The organism is Leptolyngbya subtilissima AS-A7 (assembly GCF_039962255.1).
In the GTDB taxonomy this organism is placed as follows: domain Bacteria; phylum Cyanobacteriota; class Cyanobacteriia; order Phormidesmidales; family Phormidesmidaceae; genus Nodosilinea.
Genome location: NZ_JAMPKY010000002.1, coordinates 193431 through 210362, shown reverse-complemented (window position 1 = coordinate 210362; position 16932 = coordinate 193431). Strand labels below are relative to the sequence as shown.

At 53.6% G+C, this 16932-nt stretch carries 6 protein-coding genes; 4 read left to right on the top strand and 2 right to left on the bottom strand.

The window, feature by feature from the left end; translation table 11 throughout:
* Nucleotides 1–381 precede the first annotated feature (381 nt).
* Together NC979_RS05520 and NC979_RS05515 are read left to right on the top strand one after the other, a co-directional pair.
* A complete protein-coding gene (locus NC979_RS05520) occupies nucleotides 382–7134 on the top strand; it encodes a HAMP domain-containing protein (RefSeq protein WP_190518252.1) in 6753 nt (2250 codons plus the stop codon).
* Between the two features lie 89 nt (nucleotides 7135–7223).
* Entirely contained in the window at nucleotides 7224–8927 is a 1704-nt protein-coding gene (locus NC979_RS05515; protein WP_190518249.1) for a response regulator, read from the top strand.
* Between the two features lie 161 nt (nucleotides 8928–9088).
* Here NC979_RS05515 and argC read toward each other — a convergent pair whose 3' ends face one another.
* Entirely contained in the window at nucleotides 9089–10153 is a 1065-nt protein-coding gene (gene argC, locus NC979_RS05510) for an N-acetyl-gamma-glutamyl-phosphate reductase (RefSeq protein ID WP_190518247.1), read from the bottom strand.
* A gap of 285 nt (nucleotides 10154–10438) precedes the next feature.
* Here argC and ribBA point away from each other — a divergent pair, with 285 nt between their 5' ends.
* Nucleotides 10439–12205, top strand: coding sequence for a bifunctional 3,4-dihydroxy-2-butanone-4-phosphate synthase/GTP cyclohydrolase II (gene ribBA / locus NC979_RS05505; RefSeq protein WP_431191018.1), 1767 nt, complete (start codon nucleotides 10439–10441; stop codon nucleotides 12203–12205).
* A gap of 215 nt (nucleotides 12206–12420) precedes the next feature.
* Nucleotides 12421–14067 carry a tetratricopeptide repeat protein gene (locus NC979_RS05500; RefSeq protein WP_190518245.1) on the top strand — a complete coding sequence of 549 codons (1647 nt, stop codon included), beginning with the start codon at nucleotides 12421–12423 and terminating at the stop codon, nucleotides 14065–14067.
* Between the two features lie 121 nt (nucleotides 14068–14188).
* On the opposite strand, the gene NC979_RS05495 is transcribed toward NC979_RS05500, so the two are convergent.
* A complete protein-coding gene (locus NC979_RS05495) occupies nucleotides 14189–16852 on the bottom strand; it encodes a DUF3536 domain-containing protein (protein ID WP_190518242.1) in 2664 nt (887 codons plus the stop codon).
* Nucleotides 16853–16932 lie beyond the last annotated feature (80 nt).

The following is a 16932-nucleotide window of genomic DNA, read 5'->3' as shown; positions in this document are numbered from 1 at the left end:
GGGAATTGCGTGTTAGAAGGTGAGATAGTAGAAAGGCTGGTGTAGGCAATAGCTAACTGACAGTCGGATATGTAATCACATCCATTGCCAACTACTCGCTGTATAGCCTGCAAGCAACTATCGTTTAAATACCAAGCATAATAGATAACTTACCCAAATTGGGCTAAGACTGCTGTATTGGCATCTCTCTTTGGGCTGATCTATGAAAATTTAGCCTTCTATCCAAGGTGTGAAGCCGATTCTATCCTTTGAGGTAGATGATTCATAAGGGGAAGTATGTTTGCCCCTTGGGAAAACCTTTCACCGCAGAAAATTACTACCTCGCTGTCTCAACCGTCATCCTCTAACCACCATCCTTACCAAAAGCAGTCGTAGAAGTTTATGACAACCGCTCAAACCCTCACTGAGACCAATAGCTTCGACCTGAAGCAACTGCTTAAAGTTTTGACTGAAGTGAAGAAAGGAAACTTCTCAGTGCGAATGCCGGTTGATCAGACGGGTATCGCAGGAAAAGTTGCCGATACGCTCAATGACATCATTGACAAGAACGAGCAGATCACCACAGAGCTAGAGCGGATCAGTGGAGTGGTAGGGAAAGAGGGTAAGACGAATGAACGGGCTTCGTTGGGGGGAGCGAAAGGATCGTGGAAAGCCTGTGAAGGGTCAATCAACACGCTGATTGTGGATTTAGTGCAGCCGATGGCGGCGATTACACGGGTGATTCGATCTGTGGCCAATGGTGACCTGTCGCAGGCGATCGCAACCGAGATCGAAGGGCGATCGCTACAGGGGGAGTTTCTGCAAACGGCACAAATCGTTAACACAATGGTGGCCCAGCTGCAGTCCTTTGCTTCTGAGGTGACGCGGGTAGCGCGGGAAGTGGGAACTGAAGGTAAGTTGGGCGTGCAGGCCGAAGTCAAAGGGGTGGCCGGCACCTGGAAGGATTTGACCGATAACGTCAACTCGATGGCGGGGAACCTGACGGCGCAGGTGCGGAACATTGCCGAAGTGACGACGGCAGTGGCAAACGGCGACCTATCCAAGAAAATTACGGTCGATGTCAAAGGCGAAATTCTGGACCTGAAAAGCACCATCAACATCATGGTGGATCAGCTCAACTCCTTTGCTTCGGAAGTAACCCGGGTAGCGCGGGAGGTGGGCACCGAAGGAAAACTGGGTGTACAGGCGCAAGTGCCTGGGGTGGCTGGCACCTGGAAGGATTTGACCGACTCCGTGAACTCCATGGCAGGGAACCTGACGGCGCAGGTGCGGAACATTGCCGAAGTGACGACCGCTGTGGCCAACGGTGATTTGTCCAAGAAAATTACGGTCGATGTTAAAGGTGAAATTCTCGACCTGAAGAGCACCATCAACACCATGGTGGATCAACTCAACTCCTTTGCTTCGGAAGTAACCCGGGTGGCGCGAGAAGTGGGAGCTGAGGGTAAGTTGGGCGGACAGGCCGAGGTGCGCGGCGTGGCTGGCACCTGGAAAGACCTGACCGACTCAGTAAACTTCATGGCGGGCAACCTGACCGGCCAGGTGCGAAACATTGCAGAGGTAGCAACGGCGATCGCCAACGGCGACCTGTCCCGCAAAATCACGGTGGATGTCAAAGGTGAGATTCTGGAGCTGAAAAACACTGTCAACACCATGGTGGATCAGCTGAACTCCTTTGCCTCTGAGGTGACGCGGGTGGCGCGGGAGGTGGGCACCGAAGGCAAACTGGGCGTGCAGGCGGAAGTAAAAGGGGTGGCCGGCACCTGGAAAGACCTGACCGACAACGTAAACCTGATGGCGGGCAATTTGACCGGTCAGGTGCGAAACATTGCTGAGGTGGCAACGGCGATCGCCAACGGCGACCTGTCCCGCAAAATTACGGTCGATGTCAAAGGTGAAATTCTGGAGCTAAAAAACACCGTCAATACGATGGTGGATCAGCTCAACTCCTTTGCCTCTGAGGTAACGCGGGTAGCGCGGGAAGTGGGTGCCGATGGAAAACTGGGCGGGCAGGCGCAAGTGCGTGGTGTTGCCGGCACCTGGAAGGATTTGACCGACTCAGTAAACTTCATGGCGGGTAGTTTGACCGCGCAGGTGCGGAATATTGCCGAAGTGACAACGGCGGTGGCGAACGGTGACCTGTCTAAAAAGATCACGGTCGATGTTAAGGGCGAAATTCTCGACCTGAAAAGCACCATCAACATCATGGTGGATCAGCTCAACTCCTTCGCCTCTGAGGTAACGCGGGTGGCGCGGGAAGTGGGAACTGAAGGAAAACTGGGCGTACAGGCCGAGGTGCGCGGTGTTGCCGGCACCTGGAAGGACTTGACGGACTCCGTGAACTCGATGGCGGGCAACCTGACAGCGCAGGTGCGGAATATTGCCGATGTGACAACGGCGGTGGCCAACGGCGATTTGTCTAAGAAAATCACGGTGGATGTTAAAGGTGAAATTCTGGAACTGAAGAACACGATCAATACGATGGTGGATCAACTCAGTTCCTTTGCCTCTGAGGTAACACGGGTAGCACGGGAAGTGGGAACGGAAGGGAAACTGGGCGTACAGGCGGAAGTTCCTGGCGTTGCCGGCACCTGGAAAGACTTGACCGACAATGTGAACTCGATGGCCGGCAACCTGACCGGGCAGGTGCGAAACATTGCTGACGTGGCAACGGCGATCGCCACCGGCGACCTGTCCAAGAAGATTACCGTGCAGGTGAAAGGTGAAATCTTAGAACTGAAAAACACCATCAACATCATGGTGGATCAGCTCAGCTCCTTTGCCTCAGAGGTAACGCGAGTAGCGCGGGAGGTGGGTGCCGAAGGCAAGCTGGGGGTGCAGGCTGATGTCCGCGGCGTTGCCGGCACCTGGAAAGATCTAACCGATTCAGTAAACTTCATGGCCGGCAGTTTGACGGCGCAGGTGCGGAACATCGCGGCAGTGACGACGGCCGTGGCCAATGGCGACTTGTCCAAGAAAATCACGGTGGATGTCAAGGGCGAAATTTTGGAACTGAAAAATACCGTCAATACGATGGTGGATCAGTTAAATTCCTTTGCCTCGGAAGTAACGCGGGTGGCGCGGGAAGTGGGCGCTGAAGGGAAGTTGGGCGTGCAGGCGCAAGTCCCCGGTGTGGCTGGCACCTGGAAAGATCTGACCGACTCGGTAAACTTCATGGCGGGTAGTTTGACGGCGCAGGTGCGGAACATTGCCGAAGTGACAACGGCGGTGGCAAACGGCGATCTCTCCAAGAAGATCACGGTAGACGTAAAAGGTGAAATTCTCGACCTGAAGAGCACCATCAACATCATGGTGGACCAACTCAACTCCTTCGCCTCTGAGGTAACGCGAGTAGCGCGGGAAGTGGGAACCGAAGGAAAATTGGGTGTACAGGCGCAGGTGTCTGGGGTTGCCGGTACCTGGAAAGATTTGACCGACTCGGTAAACTCAATGGCGGGCAACCTGACGGCGCAGGTGCGCAACATTGCCGAGGTCTCAACCGCGATCGCCAACGGCGACCTGTCTAAGAAAATTACCGTGGATGTGCGCGGTGAGATTTTTGAACTGAAAAATACCGTCAACACGATGGTGGATCAACTGAGTTCCTTTGCCTCCGAGGTAACTCGGGTGGCGCGGGAAGTGGGCACCGAAGGCAAACTGGGCGGTCAAGCCCAGGTGATTGGCGTGGCGGGCATCTGGAAAGACCTGACCGATAACGTGAACTCAATGGCCGGCAATCTGACGGCGCAGGTCCGAGGCATCGCTAAAGTCGTGACAGCCGTCGCCAACGGCAACCTGAAACAGAAGTTGATGTTGGATGCCAAGGGGGAAATTGAAACCCTGGCAGACACGATCAACGAGATGATCGACACGCTGGCAACCTTCGCCGACCAGGTGACAACCGTTGCACGGGAAGTAGGAATCGAAGGAAAACTGGGTGGTCAGGCGAAAGTGCCGGGGGCCTCAGGCACCTGGCGGGATCTGACCGACAACGTAAACGAGCTGGCGGCAAACTTGACGACCCAGGTACGAGCGATTGCCGAAGTGGCCACCGCCGTGACTAAGGGCGATTTGACGCGGGTGATCGCGGTTGAGGCCCAGGGCGAAGTTGCCATCTTGAAAGACAACGTCAACCAGATGATCGCCAACCTGCGCGAAACCACCCAGAAAAACATCGAGCAAGACTGGCTCAAAACCAACCTGGCAAAATTTACGCGGATGCTGCAGGGACAGCGCGATCTGGAAACGGTTTCCAAGCTGATCTTGTCCGAACTGGCTCCCCTGGTATCCGCCCAACACGGCGTCTTCTACCTGCTAGAAACCAGCGAGATCCATCCCCCGTTCCTGAAATTGCTCAGCACCTACGCCTATCGAGAGCGCAAGAGTCTAGCCAATCGCTTCTATCTCGGAGAAGGCTTGGTCGGACAATGTGCCCTAGAAAAAGAGCGCATTCTGGTCACTGAGGTGCCCTCAGACTACATCAGGATCAACTCTGGACTGGGTGAAGCTTCGCCGATGAATGTGGTCGTGTTGCCCGTTCTGTTTGAAGGACAGGTGACGGCCGTAGTCGAACTAGCTTCCTTCAACCACTTCAATGAAATTCACCTCACTTTCTTCGACCAATTGACCGAAAGTATCGCGATCGTCCTCAACACGATCGCCGCCAGCATGCGAACCGAGGAACTGCTGAAACAGTCCCAATCTCTGGCGGAAGAAATGCAAGGTCAGCAAACTGAGCTCACCGACACCAACCGGCGTTTGGAGCAACAGGCCCAATCCTTGAAAGCGTCAGAAGACTTACTCAAGAGTCAGCAAGAGCAGCTACAGCGGACCAACGAAGAACTGCAAGAGAAAGCCGAACTATTGGCGAAGCAGAACAGCGAAGTAGAGCGCAAAAACAGCGAAATCGAGCAGGCACGATTGTCTTTGGAAGAAAAAGCTGAACAGCTAGCGCTCACTTCTAAATACAAATCTGAGTTTCTGGCAAACATGTCCCACGAACTCAGAACTCCGCTGAACAGCTTGCTGATTTTGGCGCGGCTCCTATCTGACAACAGTGAGAGCAACTTGACCCACAAACAGGTGGAATATTCTCAGACTATTTACTCTGCCGGAAATGACTTGCTCGGGCTGATTAACGACATCCTCGATCTAGCGAAGATTGAATCCGGCACAATCTCAGTGAATGCCGAGCCTATCCTGTTTGCCGATCTGCAAGTGCATCTAGAGCGCACCTTCCGTCAGGTTGCCGTCGATCGCAAACTTGATTTTCACATGCACTTCAGCGAGCAACTGCCACGCACACTTTACACCGATGCCAAGCGGCTGCAACAGGTATTAAAAAACTTGCTGGCAAACGCCTTCAAGTTCACAGAGCGGGGACAGGTAGAGTTAGAAGTCAGCGTCGTCACCCAGGGTTGGAGCCTAGAGAAAGCCAGATTAAATCAGGCGGATCAGGTGATTGCCTTTGCGGTGACCGATACGGGCATCGGCATTGCTCCAGAGAAACAGCAGATTATTTTCGAAGCCTTCCAGCAAGAAGATGGGACAACGAGCCGCCGCTATGGAGGCACCGGCTTGGGCTTGTCGATTAGCCGAGAAATCGCCCAACTTTTGGGAGGTGAAATTCGCCTGACGAGTGAACTGGATCAGGGCAGCACGTTCACCCTATATTTGCCAGTGACCTATGTGGATCGCCATGAGAATGGGGAGACAGGCAGACGGGAAGGTCGGGAGCAAAGAACTATTTCGGTAGAAGCCCGCAGAGCGCCAACTCCAAATGGCTCTACGGCTTACTCGGCTAGCTCGGCGACTGCCCTGCGCCCCACAGAAGTCGCGTCACCCGCCCCGTCAGAGGGCATCCGAGCTGCTATTCCGGTCACCGCAACTCAAGTGGGTACCTTTTCAGTTGATCCAACCCTAGAGGACGATCGCGTTTCGATCGAACCCAATGATCGCTCTTTGCTGATCATCGAAGATGACGTTAACTTCGCCCGCATCTTGCTTGATCTGTCGCGGGAACACGGCTTCAAAGGCTTAGTGGCCACCCGGGGAGATGTGGGATTACAGATGGCGCGAGAATTTCAACCCTCTGCCATCATGCTTGACATCCGGTTACCCATTTTGGACGGCTGGACCGTGCTGAACTACCTCAAGCACGACCCTGATACCCGCCACATTCCAGTTCACATTATGACCGTGGAAGATGGGCAAGATCGCAGCCTGCGGCAGGGCGCGATCGCCTACCTCCAAAAACCCGTCAGCAGTGAATCTCTGCTCAATGCCCTGGCCAGCATGAAAGAGTTTGTAGAACGGTTAGTCAAGAGCTTGTTAGTAGTAGAAGACGACGACCAGCAACGCCAAAGCATCGTCGATTTGATTGGAAATAGCGATGTTAGCATCACAGCAGTTGCAACCGCTGCCGAAACCCTAGCCGCTATTCGCGACCAACAGTTTGATTGTGTAGTCCTCGATCTGCTGCTGCCCGATGCTAAGGATTTTGAGCTACTCGAACAAATCAAGCGCGAGCCGAACTTAGGTCGCCTGCCGATCATTGTCTACACGGGCAAAGATCTGACCGCTCAGGAAGAAACAGAATTGCATCGCCTGTCCGACACCTTGATCATCAAGGATGCGCGATCGCCCGAACGTCTGCTCGATGAAACCAGTTTGTTCCTCCATCGGATTCAGGCAAACTTACCTGAGCACCAACGGTTGATGCTAGAACAAGTACGGCGGAACGATCCGATTTTGGCAGACAAAAAAGTGCTGATTGTGGATGATGACGTTCGCAATATCTTCGCCCTTACCAGCCTGCTAGAGCGTCAGCAAATGCAGGTGCTCTACGCCGAAAGCGGCAGAGATGGCATCAATACTTTGCAGGCAAATCCTGATATTGATGTGGTGCTGATGGATATTATGATGCCTGGAATGGACGGTTACGAAACCATGGGGGCAATTCGCCAGATTGGCCAGTTTGCCGATCTACCGATGATTGCCCTCACGGCCAAAGCCATGAAAGGCGATCGCGAAAAATGTCTAGAAGCAGGTGCAAACGATTACATTACTAAACCAGTCGAAATGGAGCAACTGCTGTCTCTACTGCGAGTTTGGCTCTCCCGGTCTAGAGACTAGATGCTAGAGGGTGAGAACTGGGCTGCTCTCACCCTCAATTCAGACTTTGCTTGGCAGTTTATCCTCTCCATCCTCCAATTTTCCACACTATGCCCTTTGAACCCAAAGCCAACATTCTTCTAATTGACGATCGAATAGAAAATTTGATCGCCCTAGAAGAAATTTTGTGCAAATTGGGGCAGAACCTCGTGACCGCCCAGTCCGGAAAAGAAGCGCTGCGCTGCTTGCTGAATCAGGATTTTGCTGCAATTTTATTGGATGTGGAAATGCCAGGAATGGATGGGTTTGAAACCGCATCCATGATTCGGCAACGAGAGCGATCGCAGCATACACCAATCATCTTTGTCACCGCTTTTGGTACTGACGATCAGTTGCAGATGAGAGGTTATGCGTTGGGTGCAGTGGATTATTTACTTAAACCAATTAATCCCGAAATTCTCATTTCTAAAGTCTCTGTATTTGTTGAACTGTTCAAGAAGACCCAGGAGATCCAGCGGCAATCAGCGGAATTGGCCATGCAGAAGGTCGAGATTATCCAAGAACAGCTTGCTCGTCAACAAGCAGAAGCTGCCAACCGCATGAAAGATGAATTCATGGCGATCGTTTCCCATGAATTACGAACCCCGCTCAACGCGATCTTAGGCTGGTCAAAACTGTTGTTAGCAGGCAAACTTGACGAGAGCGCGACCAGCCGTGCGCTCGAAACGATTAATCGCAATGCCCTGTCTCAAGCGCAACTCATCGATGACATCTTGGATGTCGCCCGCCTAACCAGCGGCAGAGTGAAAATTCATCGACAGCCGGTCAACTTACTCAATTTGATTTCAGACGAACTGGAGTCTATTCGTCCTGCGGCCAACGAAAAAGGTATTCAACTGACGGGTGAGTTTACGTCCGATCACTGCATCGTCAGCGGTGACATCCAGCGCCTACAGCAAATTCTTCGCAACTTACTCTCAAACGCCATCAAATTCACGCCAGAAAGTGGGCAAGTTGAGGTGGGGTTAAAGCGAATCATAAGCAATGAGTCAGGGATAATTGGCAGAAACCAAGAGTCACAACAAGCGACCCAACGCCCTTTACCAGTCACTGCATTTGCCCAAATCACTGTAGCTGACACCGGCATCGGCATTGACCCGGATTTTATACCTCAAATTTTTGAGTACTTTCGCCAAGCAGATTCGTCTTCCACCCGCTCTCATGATGGGTTAGGGCTAGGATTGGCGATCGTCCGCCAACTCGTTGAGCTTCACGGCGGCAAAATTGACGCTGCCAGTGAGGGCAAGGACAAAGGCTCGACCTTCACCATCTTTCTGCCGTTGCACAATCCAACCCAACTTGACCCATCTGCCGAGATGCCAAACCCGGAGTCATTGCCTAGCGATTTAGCCCTAGAAAATATCTCTGTTTTAGTGGTAGATGACAATGTTGATAATCGAAACTATTTAATCACTGCGCTGGAGCTAGCGGGTGCTCAAGTCACAGCGGTGGCGAGTGGACAAGAGGTGATAGATTACCTACAACACTCGCATCCCGATGTGTTGTTAAGTGACATTGCCATGCCCGACGAAAATGGTTATGAACTACTGCAACGAGTTCGGATGGTTGAGCAAGAGCGGGGGAGGACAATCCCGGCGATCGCCCTAACGGCCTATGCCAAGCAAGAGGATCGACATCAAGCACTCTCAAGTGGCTTCCAACAATTCCTTGCCAAACCCATTGATCCAGTTCAGTTGATTGAAGTCGTAGCAAAGGCAGCTAGAGCGAAAGTCGGCAAGCTGACAGCCCTCTAAACATGCATTAGATCTCTTTGCTAGTCTTTGACAACTAATACTAAATCCTTTCGGCTAACCCCCGATTCAGAAGGGCGAATGCGATAGAGCCTCCTTGGCTACGCCTACGCCTCTACGGTTTAGCCTCTTGGAAATCGGGGTTATATGATTCGGATTTAGTATTAGGGATAAAAGGTAGTGGTCGGTAGACCAAGAGATTCTTCGAGGCCCATCATCAGGTTGAGGCATTGTACCGCTTGAGATGCCTGGCCTTTCATCAGGTTGTCGATCGCAGACATGACGATCACGCGGCCGGTGCGGGGGTCGGTTTCAAGGCCGATGTAGCAGCGGTTGGTGCCCCAGGCCCACTTGGTTTGAGGGTAGGTGCCGCTGGGCAGCACCGTCACCCAAGGAGAAGAGCGGTAGAAGGCACTGTAGATGGTGAGCAGATCGTCGCGCACCAGGCCGGGGTCTCGCAAGGTGGCGTAGATGGTGGCCAAAATGCCCCGCACCATCGGAATGAGGTGGGGTGTAAACTGCACCATCACTTCTTGACTGGCCAAGCCAGTACATATGGCTTCAATTTCGGGTGTATGACGGTGGCGGGCAACGCCGTAGGCCCCTAAAGAGTTGCTAGCCTCAGCCAACAACATGCCGGTTTTGGCCACTCGACCACCGCCAGAGGTGCCAGATTTGGCATCAATAATGAGAGTTTCGGGCTGGGCAAGCCCCTGCTTGAGCAGCGGAGCAATGCCGAGCAGGCTGGCGGTGGGGTAGCAGCCGGGGCAGCCCACCAGGCGGGCGTTACGAATGCGATCGCGAAATAGCTCAGGCAGCCCATACACGGCTTCTCCCGCAAGGCTCTGGTCGCTGCGATCGCCTCCGTACCACGACTGGTAGGTGTTCAAATTTTCAAAGCGGTAGTCGGCGGAGAGGTCAAGCACCCGACAGCCCCGCTCCAGCAGCGTTGGGGCCATGGTGTGAGCCAGCCCGTTGGGTAACGACAGAAACACAACCTGGCAACGCTGGGCAATTTCGCCCAAATCTACGGCTTCCACCGTCAAATTGACGGAACCTGCTAGATGAGGGTAGATATCGGTGTAGGGCTGTCCGGCGCTGCTGTCGCCCCCCAAGTAGACCAACTCTACCCCTGGATGCTGGGTAAGCAGCCGCACCAACTGCACCCCGCCGTAGCCCGACGCGCCCACAATGCCGACTTTGATTTTTCCGACGGGTGACTCGCTCATGGTTCTGGGGCTGGTTGGTTGAGGAATATATAGAGGGAGTAGGGCAGCTCTGGGGCGCGATCGCTAACCTGGTTAGCCCCTTCCCCTTAGATCAGCACTGTAATAGTAAACCAGTAATCTCCAATTCAACATGGTGGCTTCGGATGCTGTTACTGGTCTGTCAGCTAAGGTCGATGGTGCTAGATTTACCGCTGATCTTAGGGATGCGGCTATTCTCTCTATGAAGCGCAGGTCATAAAGCTAGAATTTTAGAAGCCAACGTTCTTTCTACAGGTTCGCCCCACCGTGCTCAACCCAGAATCGGAGATGCCGCCCGCCCTTCGTCAGTCCCCCTCCGACCTCGAACTGCCCTCCGATTTTCAGTTCGATTCCATTGAGTCGGCGCTCCACGACCTAGCGGCCGGCAAGTCGATTGTGGTAGTGGATGACGAAAACCGCGAGAACGAAGGGGACGTGATCTGCGCCGCCCAGTTTGCCACCCCCGACATCATTAACTTCATGGCAGTGGAAGCGCGGGGGCTAATCTGCCTGGCGATGACCGGCGAACGGCTCGACCAGCTGGATCTTCCTCTGATGGTCAGCCCCAGCGCCTTCGAAGACGAAAACGAGCAGACCGCCTTCACCGTCAGCATCGACGCTGCCCTAAGCTGGGGCGTCACCACGGGCATTTCTGCCGACGATCGCGCCCGCACCATTCAGGTCGCCATCAACCCCAATGCTCGCCCCCAAGACCTGCGCCGTCCAGGGCATATTTTCCCTTTGCGGGCTAAGGATGGCGGCGTGCTGAAGCGAGCCGGTCATACTGAAGCCGGGGTCGATCTGGCTCGGCTGGCGGGGCTCTATCCCGCCGGGGTGATCTGCGAAATTCAAAACCCTGACGGGTCGATGGCGCGATTGCCCGAGTTGGTCAACTATGCCAAAGCCTTTGGCCTCAAGCTGATCAGCATTGCTGATTTAATTCACTACCGCCTTCAGCACGAGCGCTTTGTGCAGCGCGAGGCGGTGGCCAGCATGCCCACCCAGTTTGGCGACTTTGCCATCTACGCCTACCGCAACCTGCTCGATGGCTCTGAGCATGTGGCCATGGTGAAGGGCGACCCGGCCACCTTTGCCGATCAGTCGGTCATGGTGCGCGTCCACTCTGAGTGCCTCACGGGGGACGCTTTTGGCTCTCTGCGCTGCGACTGCCGCATGCAGCTCCAGGCGGCGCTAAAAATGATCGATGCGGCCGGGCGTGGCGTAGTGGTCTACCTGCGCCAGGAGGGGCGCGGCATTGGCCTGGTCAACAAGCTCAAAGCTTACTCTCTGCAAGATATGGGCCTTGATACGGTTGAGGCCAACGAGAAGTTGGGCCTGCCCGTAGACCAGCGCAACTACGGCATTGGGGCACAAATTCTCAATGACATCGGCGTACAGAAATTTTGCCTGATTACCAACAACCCTCGCAAAATTGCGGGTATCAAGGGCTATGGCTTGGATATGGTGAGCCGGGTGCCGCTGATTATTGAGGCTACTGCCTATAATTCGGGCTACTTGGCTACCAAAGCCCAAAAGCTGGGACATCTACTGGTGCAGACATACCTGGCAACGGTGGCTATCCATTGGCGCAGCGGCGACTTGCCGGTGCAGGAGCGCTACCAAAAGTTAGAGCACCTGCGCGAACTAGCCCACAGTCAGGGGCTGTTGCTGCAAGAAGAAGCCCGACCGGTGGCGGCAGCGCTGTTTAGCCAGCCGGATCTGATTGTGAATCTAGGGCTAGATACCTTGCCTGTGGAGGGGTCTGAGGTGTGGTACCACGACTGTGAGCAGCCGCAGATGAATGCGATCGCCACCCTACTCGACAAACTCGCCGCTTGGCCCGAAATTGACCAGCTCGCGTTCTTAATCTCTGGCGGCAGCGACCCCTTCAGCGGCTTGCAGGTGGGTCTCGATCGCCAAGTCTTTCACCACGACGCGGTGCCAACTCCCGAAACCGTTAAACCTTCCGACCTCTGCGGTAGCTTGGAAAGCCAGCGCATCTACGTATTCTCCAGCCATATTCCAGCTGATTAGTTAGGCTAACCCTCATCCTAAATTTGTATAAATATTCTTGGATAATATTCCGGAGATGAGGAAAATGTTTGTGTAATTTCTCCTTGAAAGAAATCACACGAAAAGGGTCGGTGTAGTGAGTTATTAATTGACTCGGTGCAAGCAGCAGACTGTAGCTGCTTGATTGCAGAGTGGGTAATATAGTTTCAAGAATCTAAACTGAATATTACGTACAGATGGATAACAGTGAGCTACAGAAAAGGCACTTTGCTGCCCTTAAAGGGAAATATCAAGTGGGTCAGTACAAAAGTTCTGCGTCTGATGCTTTTCTGTATCTGATCTTAAGGAAAGCTGAACTGAACATTCAGATAACAAGTATTGAGTTTCAATGGTTAGTAGAGAATCGCCTCTTTAAAGCTATTGAAATTATTTCCTTGCAGCAATATCAGGCAGAGGATCTAAAAAGACTAGAAGTTGAATTTTTGTCTCTGCGTCCTAAATATTATGTTCCTGAGGAACTAGCTCTTTCAATTGACAGCCCAGTTTATTCAATAATTTGGAAATTGGATGCTGGCAGTATTCCTGTAAACTCAGAGCTTGAGCTGCTGTCCAGTTGTGGCCTTTCGGTAACAGTTGATTTAATTCAAGATATTATAAATTTCTCAAAATTTAAGGTTAGCTATAGGGCAAGCAAACATCCAGATCATTTTCCTGAAGAACCTCTTTACTCAATTTTGAAGAAACTTGACCTGAGAGAGCAACTATCTGACCTAGAGGCTGATTGGCTTTTAAAGCATGATTTTGACGAAACACTAGAAATCTATTGGCAGCAGGAAGATGAAAGAAAAGCTATAGCTGAGTTCTTAGACTTGAAAGCTAGATACCATATTGATTCTTTCCTAGACGTATCTATTTCTAGTCCGCTCTATTCTATTCTGAAAAAATTAAAGGAAAAACAAGAACTTCAGGATAGTGAATGTGAATGGCTGGAGCAGCAGGCGCTAACTCAGTTGGCCTCGGTTGATCGAAATCGTAAGGACACGAATTTATTCAAAGAACTTAAAGTTAAATATCAAGCAAATCAATACAAGGATTCCGATCCCTCTGGCAAATTATTCCCGCTTCTTAGAGATATAGAATCCAAAACAACTGAAGACGATATTCGATGGTTGCTATCCGAAGGACTTACTGAAACAGCAGAGATTGCTAAAGGGTTTCACTTTAAACTATTGAAAGCGAAGTATCAGATCTTAGGGCAATTAACGATTGATCCCTTTTATGAAATCATGCTTAAACTTGAGCGTCGGGAACGACTCGACCCCAAGCAGGTGATTCAGCTAATTGAAGAAGGTCGTCTTTCTCGACATGGGAAAATAGCAACTGCACACTACGAGCTAGAGGCAATTTTTTATGAAAAAGAATATCAAAGAACTAAAAATATGTGGAACTTGCCGAGTGCGAGTAGTAGTTGGCGTAAGGCAGATGAACCTCAAAATGCACTGAAAGTCACAGAAAAATTGGACTGGCACAAAGTCCAAGAATCTGATTTGAAATCAGCTCTATGGGTGACAAGAGGTGCGGCTTTTCGAGATCTTAGTCGTTTGGATGAGTCGGAACGGTGTGCATCGCAAGCAATGGAATGTCAACCTGACAGTCACCAGCCCTACACCCTGTTGGGTGCGATTTGCTACGACAGGAGTGAATACGAAAAGGGTGATCAGTGGTTTGAGATGGCAGCAGACCGTGGGGCCGACGATACTGACAATGAGATTGAAAGAATTGTCAGAATGACAAAAGACAGAAACAAGCGTCGAGAAATTGCAGAGTATCTTCTTGAAAAGAATCCAGGTCGTTATGGTTGGGCAAGTTCATATCTTAGGTAGGAGAAACTAGTGTTCTGCTACAAGTCTCGGAGCGTGCCTGCTACCTCCATCCTTCTATAAGAACACTTTCCAAACGCTACGTCAAAGTAGACACAATCTACCAATTTCTTCTCAAGGGTTCCTAAGCAGGTCGACCGGGATCGAGGTGATCTAGCGCTTTCAGCACTGCGCCCACATCCATTGACAAGTATTCGCCGAGGCAAAGGATGTCATTGACCTGAGCACGGCTGTCGGATCCGAGAGGTTTTCTCGACACCGCTGCCTGCTTGAGCAGGGCAAATACCTGGCGGTTGAGGTGCTGGTAATACAACTCTTGGGGGCGCTCTAACGAAAGGCCCAAGTTGAGCTGCTGGCCGAGGTTGACTAGGCGCCCTAGCCAGTCCACATCGGCGGCGAGGGATTCTGTCGGTGCCTGGTTGAGAATTTGCCAGACCGATCGCCCGATCAGCCGCTCCAGCATGGGCTTGGCCGCCGCTAGAGACAGGGAGGCATTGCAGGTGCTAGCTTCGGTGGCGATCGCCTCCAGCTCATTCAAATAGTCTTCTCCCTGGCGCAGGGGGCTGGCGGTGGGGTCGCTGGTCTCGCGTTCGAGCGACTGGAGTACTTCCATCGCCCGGTGGCTGAGGGCAATATCGGCGGCCACCTGCAGCTCGCGGGGCACGGGCAGGCCGTCGCGGTGGAAAGCCCGCAGCACGCCGTAGTTGTCGCGGTAGACCTGGGCGTAGAGCTGGTCGAGGCGCAGTAGGGTGTCTTGAGAGAGCAGGCCCATCATGCGGTGGCGCTCTTCGGCAAACAGGTCTTGCAGGCCGTAGGTATGGGGGCCAAAGGCGCTGTTGATGGCAAGAATCACCTGGGCGGCGCTGGCTTGGCTGAGGCTTTCAAACACGGCAGCTTTGGCCTGGGTGTAGTCGAGGCGCGATCGCATGCTTTTGATGCCGCAGTGGAAGTCCCAGCCGCCCAGATGCACAACGGCGAAGGCCAGGTTGAGGCTTTCGCGGGTAATGGTAGAGGTAATTTCGACCTGCCCCACCGCTAGGGAGATGGGCCCCATGCGCTGGCGGCGGTAGTCGTGCTGCTCGACGGTATAGCAGTAAACGGTCTGCTCGCGGTGGTAGTCGGTAAATAGCGACCCCATGGCGTAGTGGGCCACCACCTGCTCTAGCGTGATGCGGGAGGGTTTGACTAGGGCTTCGTAAACGCCGGAGCCGTGGATGAATTCGCTAATGTTGCTGGGGGCTTGACCAAGGCGCTTCACAAATTCGGCTTCTAGAGAGACCCCTGAGACTTCGCCGGCCAGCTCCATGGCGCGGGCGGCGTAGCGCAGAATTTGGGTGCCCTCGGGACGCGAGAGTTCTTCAAAGAACCAGCCGCAGCTGGTGTACATAAACAGGGCATGGCGCTGCATTTCGAGCAGTTGCAGGGCGGTGACCCGCTCGATGGCTGAGAGTTTGTGGGTTTGGTGGGTGGCAAAGAAGGCGTCGAGGGTGTCGGGGCTGCGATCGCCCATTACCGCCACGTAGGCATTGCGCGCCGCCCAGGGATCGCGCAGCAGCTCAGCACTATGCGATTCGTACACAGCCACTAGCTGGTCGCGCAGCCAGTCGAGGGTGTCGCGCAGGGGGCGTCGCCACTGCTGGTGCCATTCGCCGCCGCCGCCACAGCCGCAGTCATCCTGCCAGCGATCGACGCCGTGGGAGCAGCTCCAGGCGGTGACGGGCTTAAGCTCAGCTTCCCATGTGGGTGGGTGGGTGGTCAGGTAGTGGGCGTAGTTAGTCACCGTCCAGCCTTGGCGGGGAAACTCGTCGGTGAGGGCATAGGCGAGAGCTTTTTCGGCCCCGCCCCGGTGGTGGCCAAAGGTTTCGCCATCGGTAGCCACCGAGATCAGCTGAAAGGGCCGGTGATCCCCGTGGATAGCCTGGCCGATGCGCCCGACGAAATGCTGGGACGAACTCAGCACGTCGTTAAAGCCCATGTCGCGAGAGATGGGGCCGTCGTAGAAAAAGATATCGATGTAGCGGCTGGGGTCGGGGCTGCCGTCAGCATTTTTGAGAAAGCAGCGGTAGGGGCGGCTGGGATCAATCTGGCCACCGCCGACCTCTTGCCAGGTGTCGCGCTCGCCGTTGTAGCTGACCATGGGGCGACAGCGCTGCACCTGCGACGGCGCGAGAATTGTGAACTTGATCCCCTCGGCGTGGAGCACGTCCAACGTTGGGTAATCGATCGCAGTTTCGGCCAGCCAAATGCCCTCGGGGTTGCGGCCAAAGCGGCGGCGAAAATCCTCAATGCCCCAGTGCACCTGGGTGACTTTGTCGCGGGGGTTGGCTAGGGGCAAAATGATGTGGTTGTAGACCTGGGCGATCGCATTCCCATGCCCGCTCAGCCGGGCACAACTGTTGCGATCGGCGTCGATAATGCGCTGGTACGTCTCCAGGTCGTGGCGCTCCATCCAGCTCAGCAGGGTGGGGCCAATGTTAAAGCTGATGTACTCAAAGGTGTTGACGATGCGCACGACTTCGCCGCGATCGTTGAGAATGCGGGCGTAGGCGTTGGGCCGATAGCACTCGTGGTGAATGCGCTCATTCCAGTTGTGGAAGGGGGCGGCGCTGGGCTGCTTCTCGATCGCATCGAGGTAGGGATTCTCGCGGGGCGGCTGGTAAAAGTGGCCGTGCACGCAAACAAAAACCCCGGTGCTAACAGCGGGGATCAAGCCATCGTGGGGGCCATCATAGGCCGTAGGGACCGCAGAGCTAGCCTGCAATGCCGAATGCTGGAGTGAATCAGCCATAGGAAAAAAATGAGTGAGGAGTTGGACACAGTGGCCAGCCTAATCATGGGCTGTGCTACCACCGGGGAACGGATTCAAAA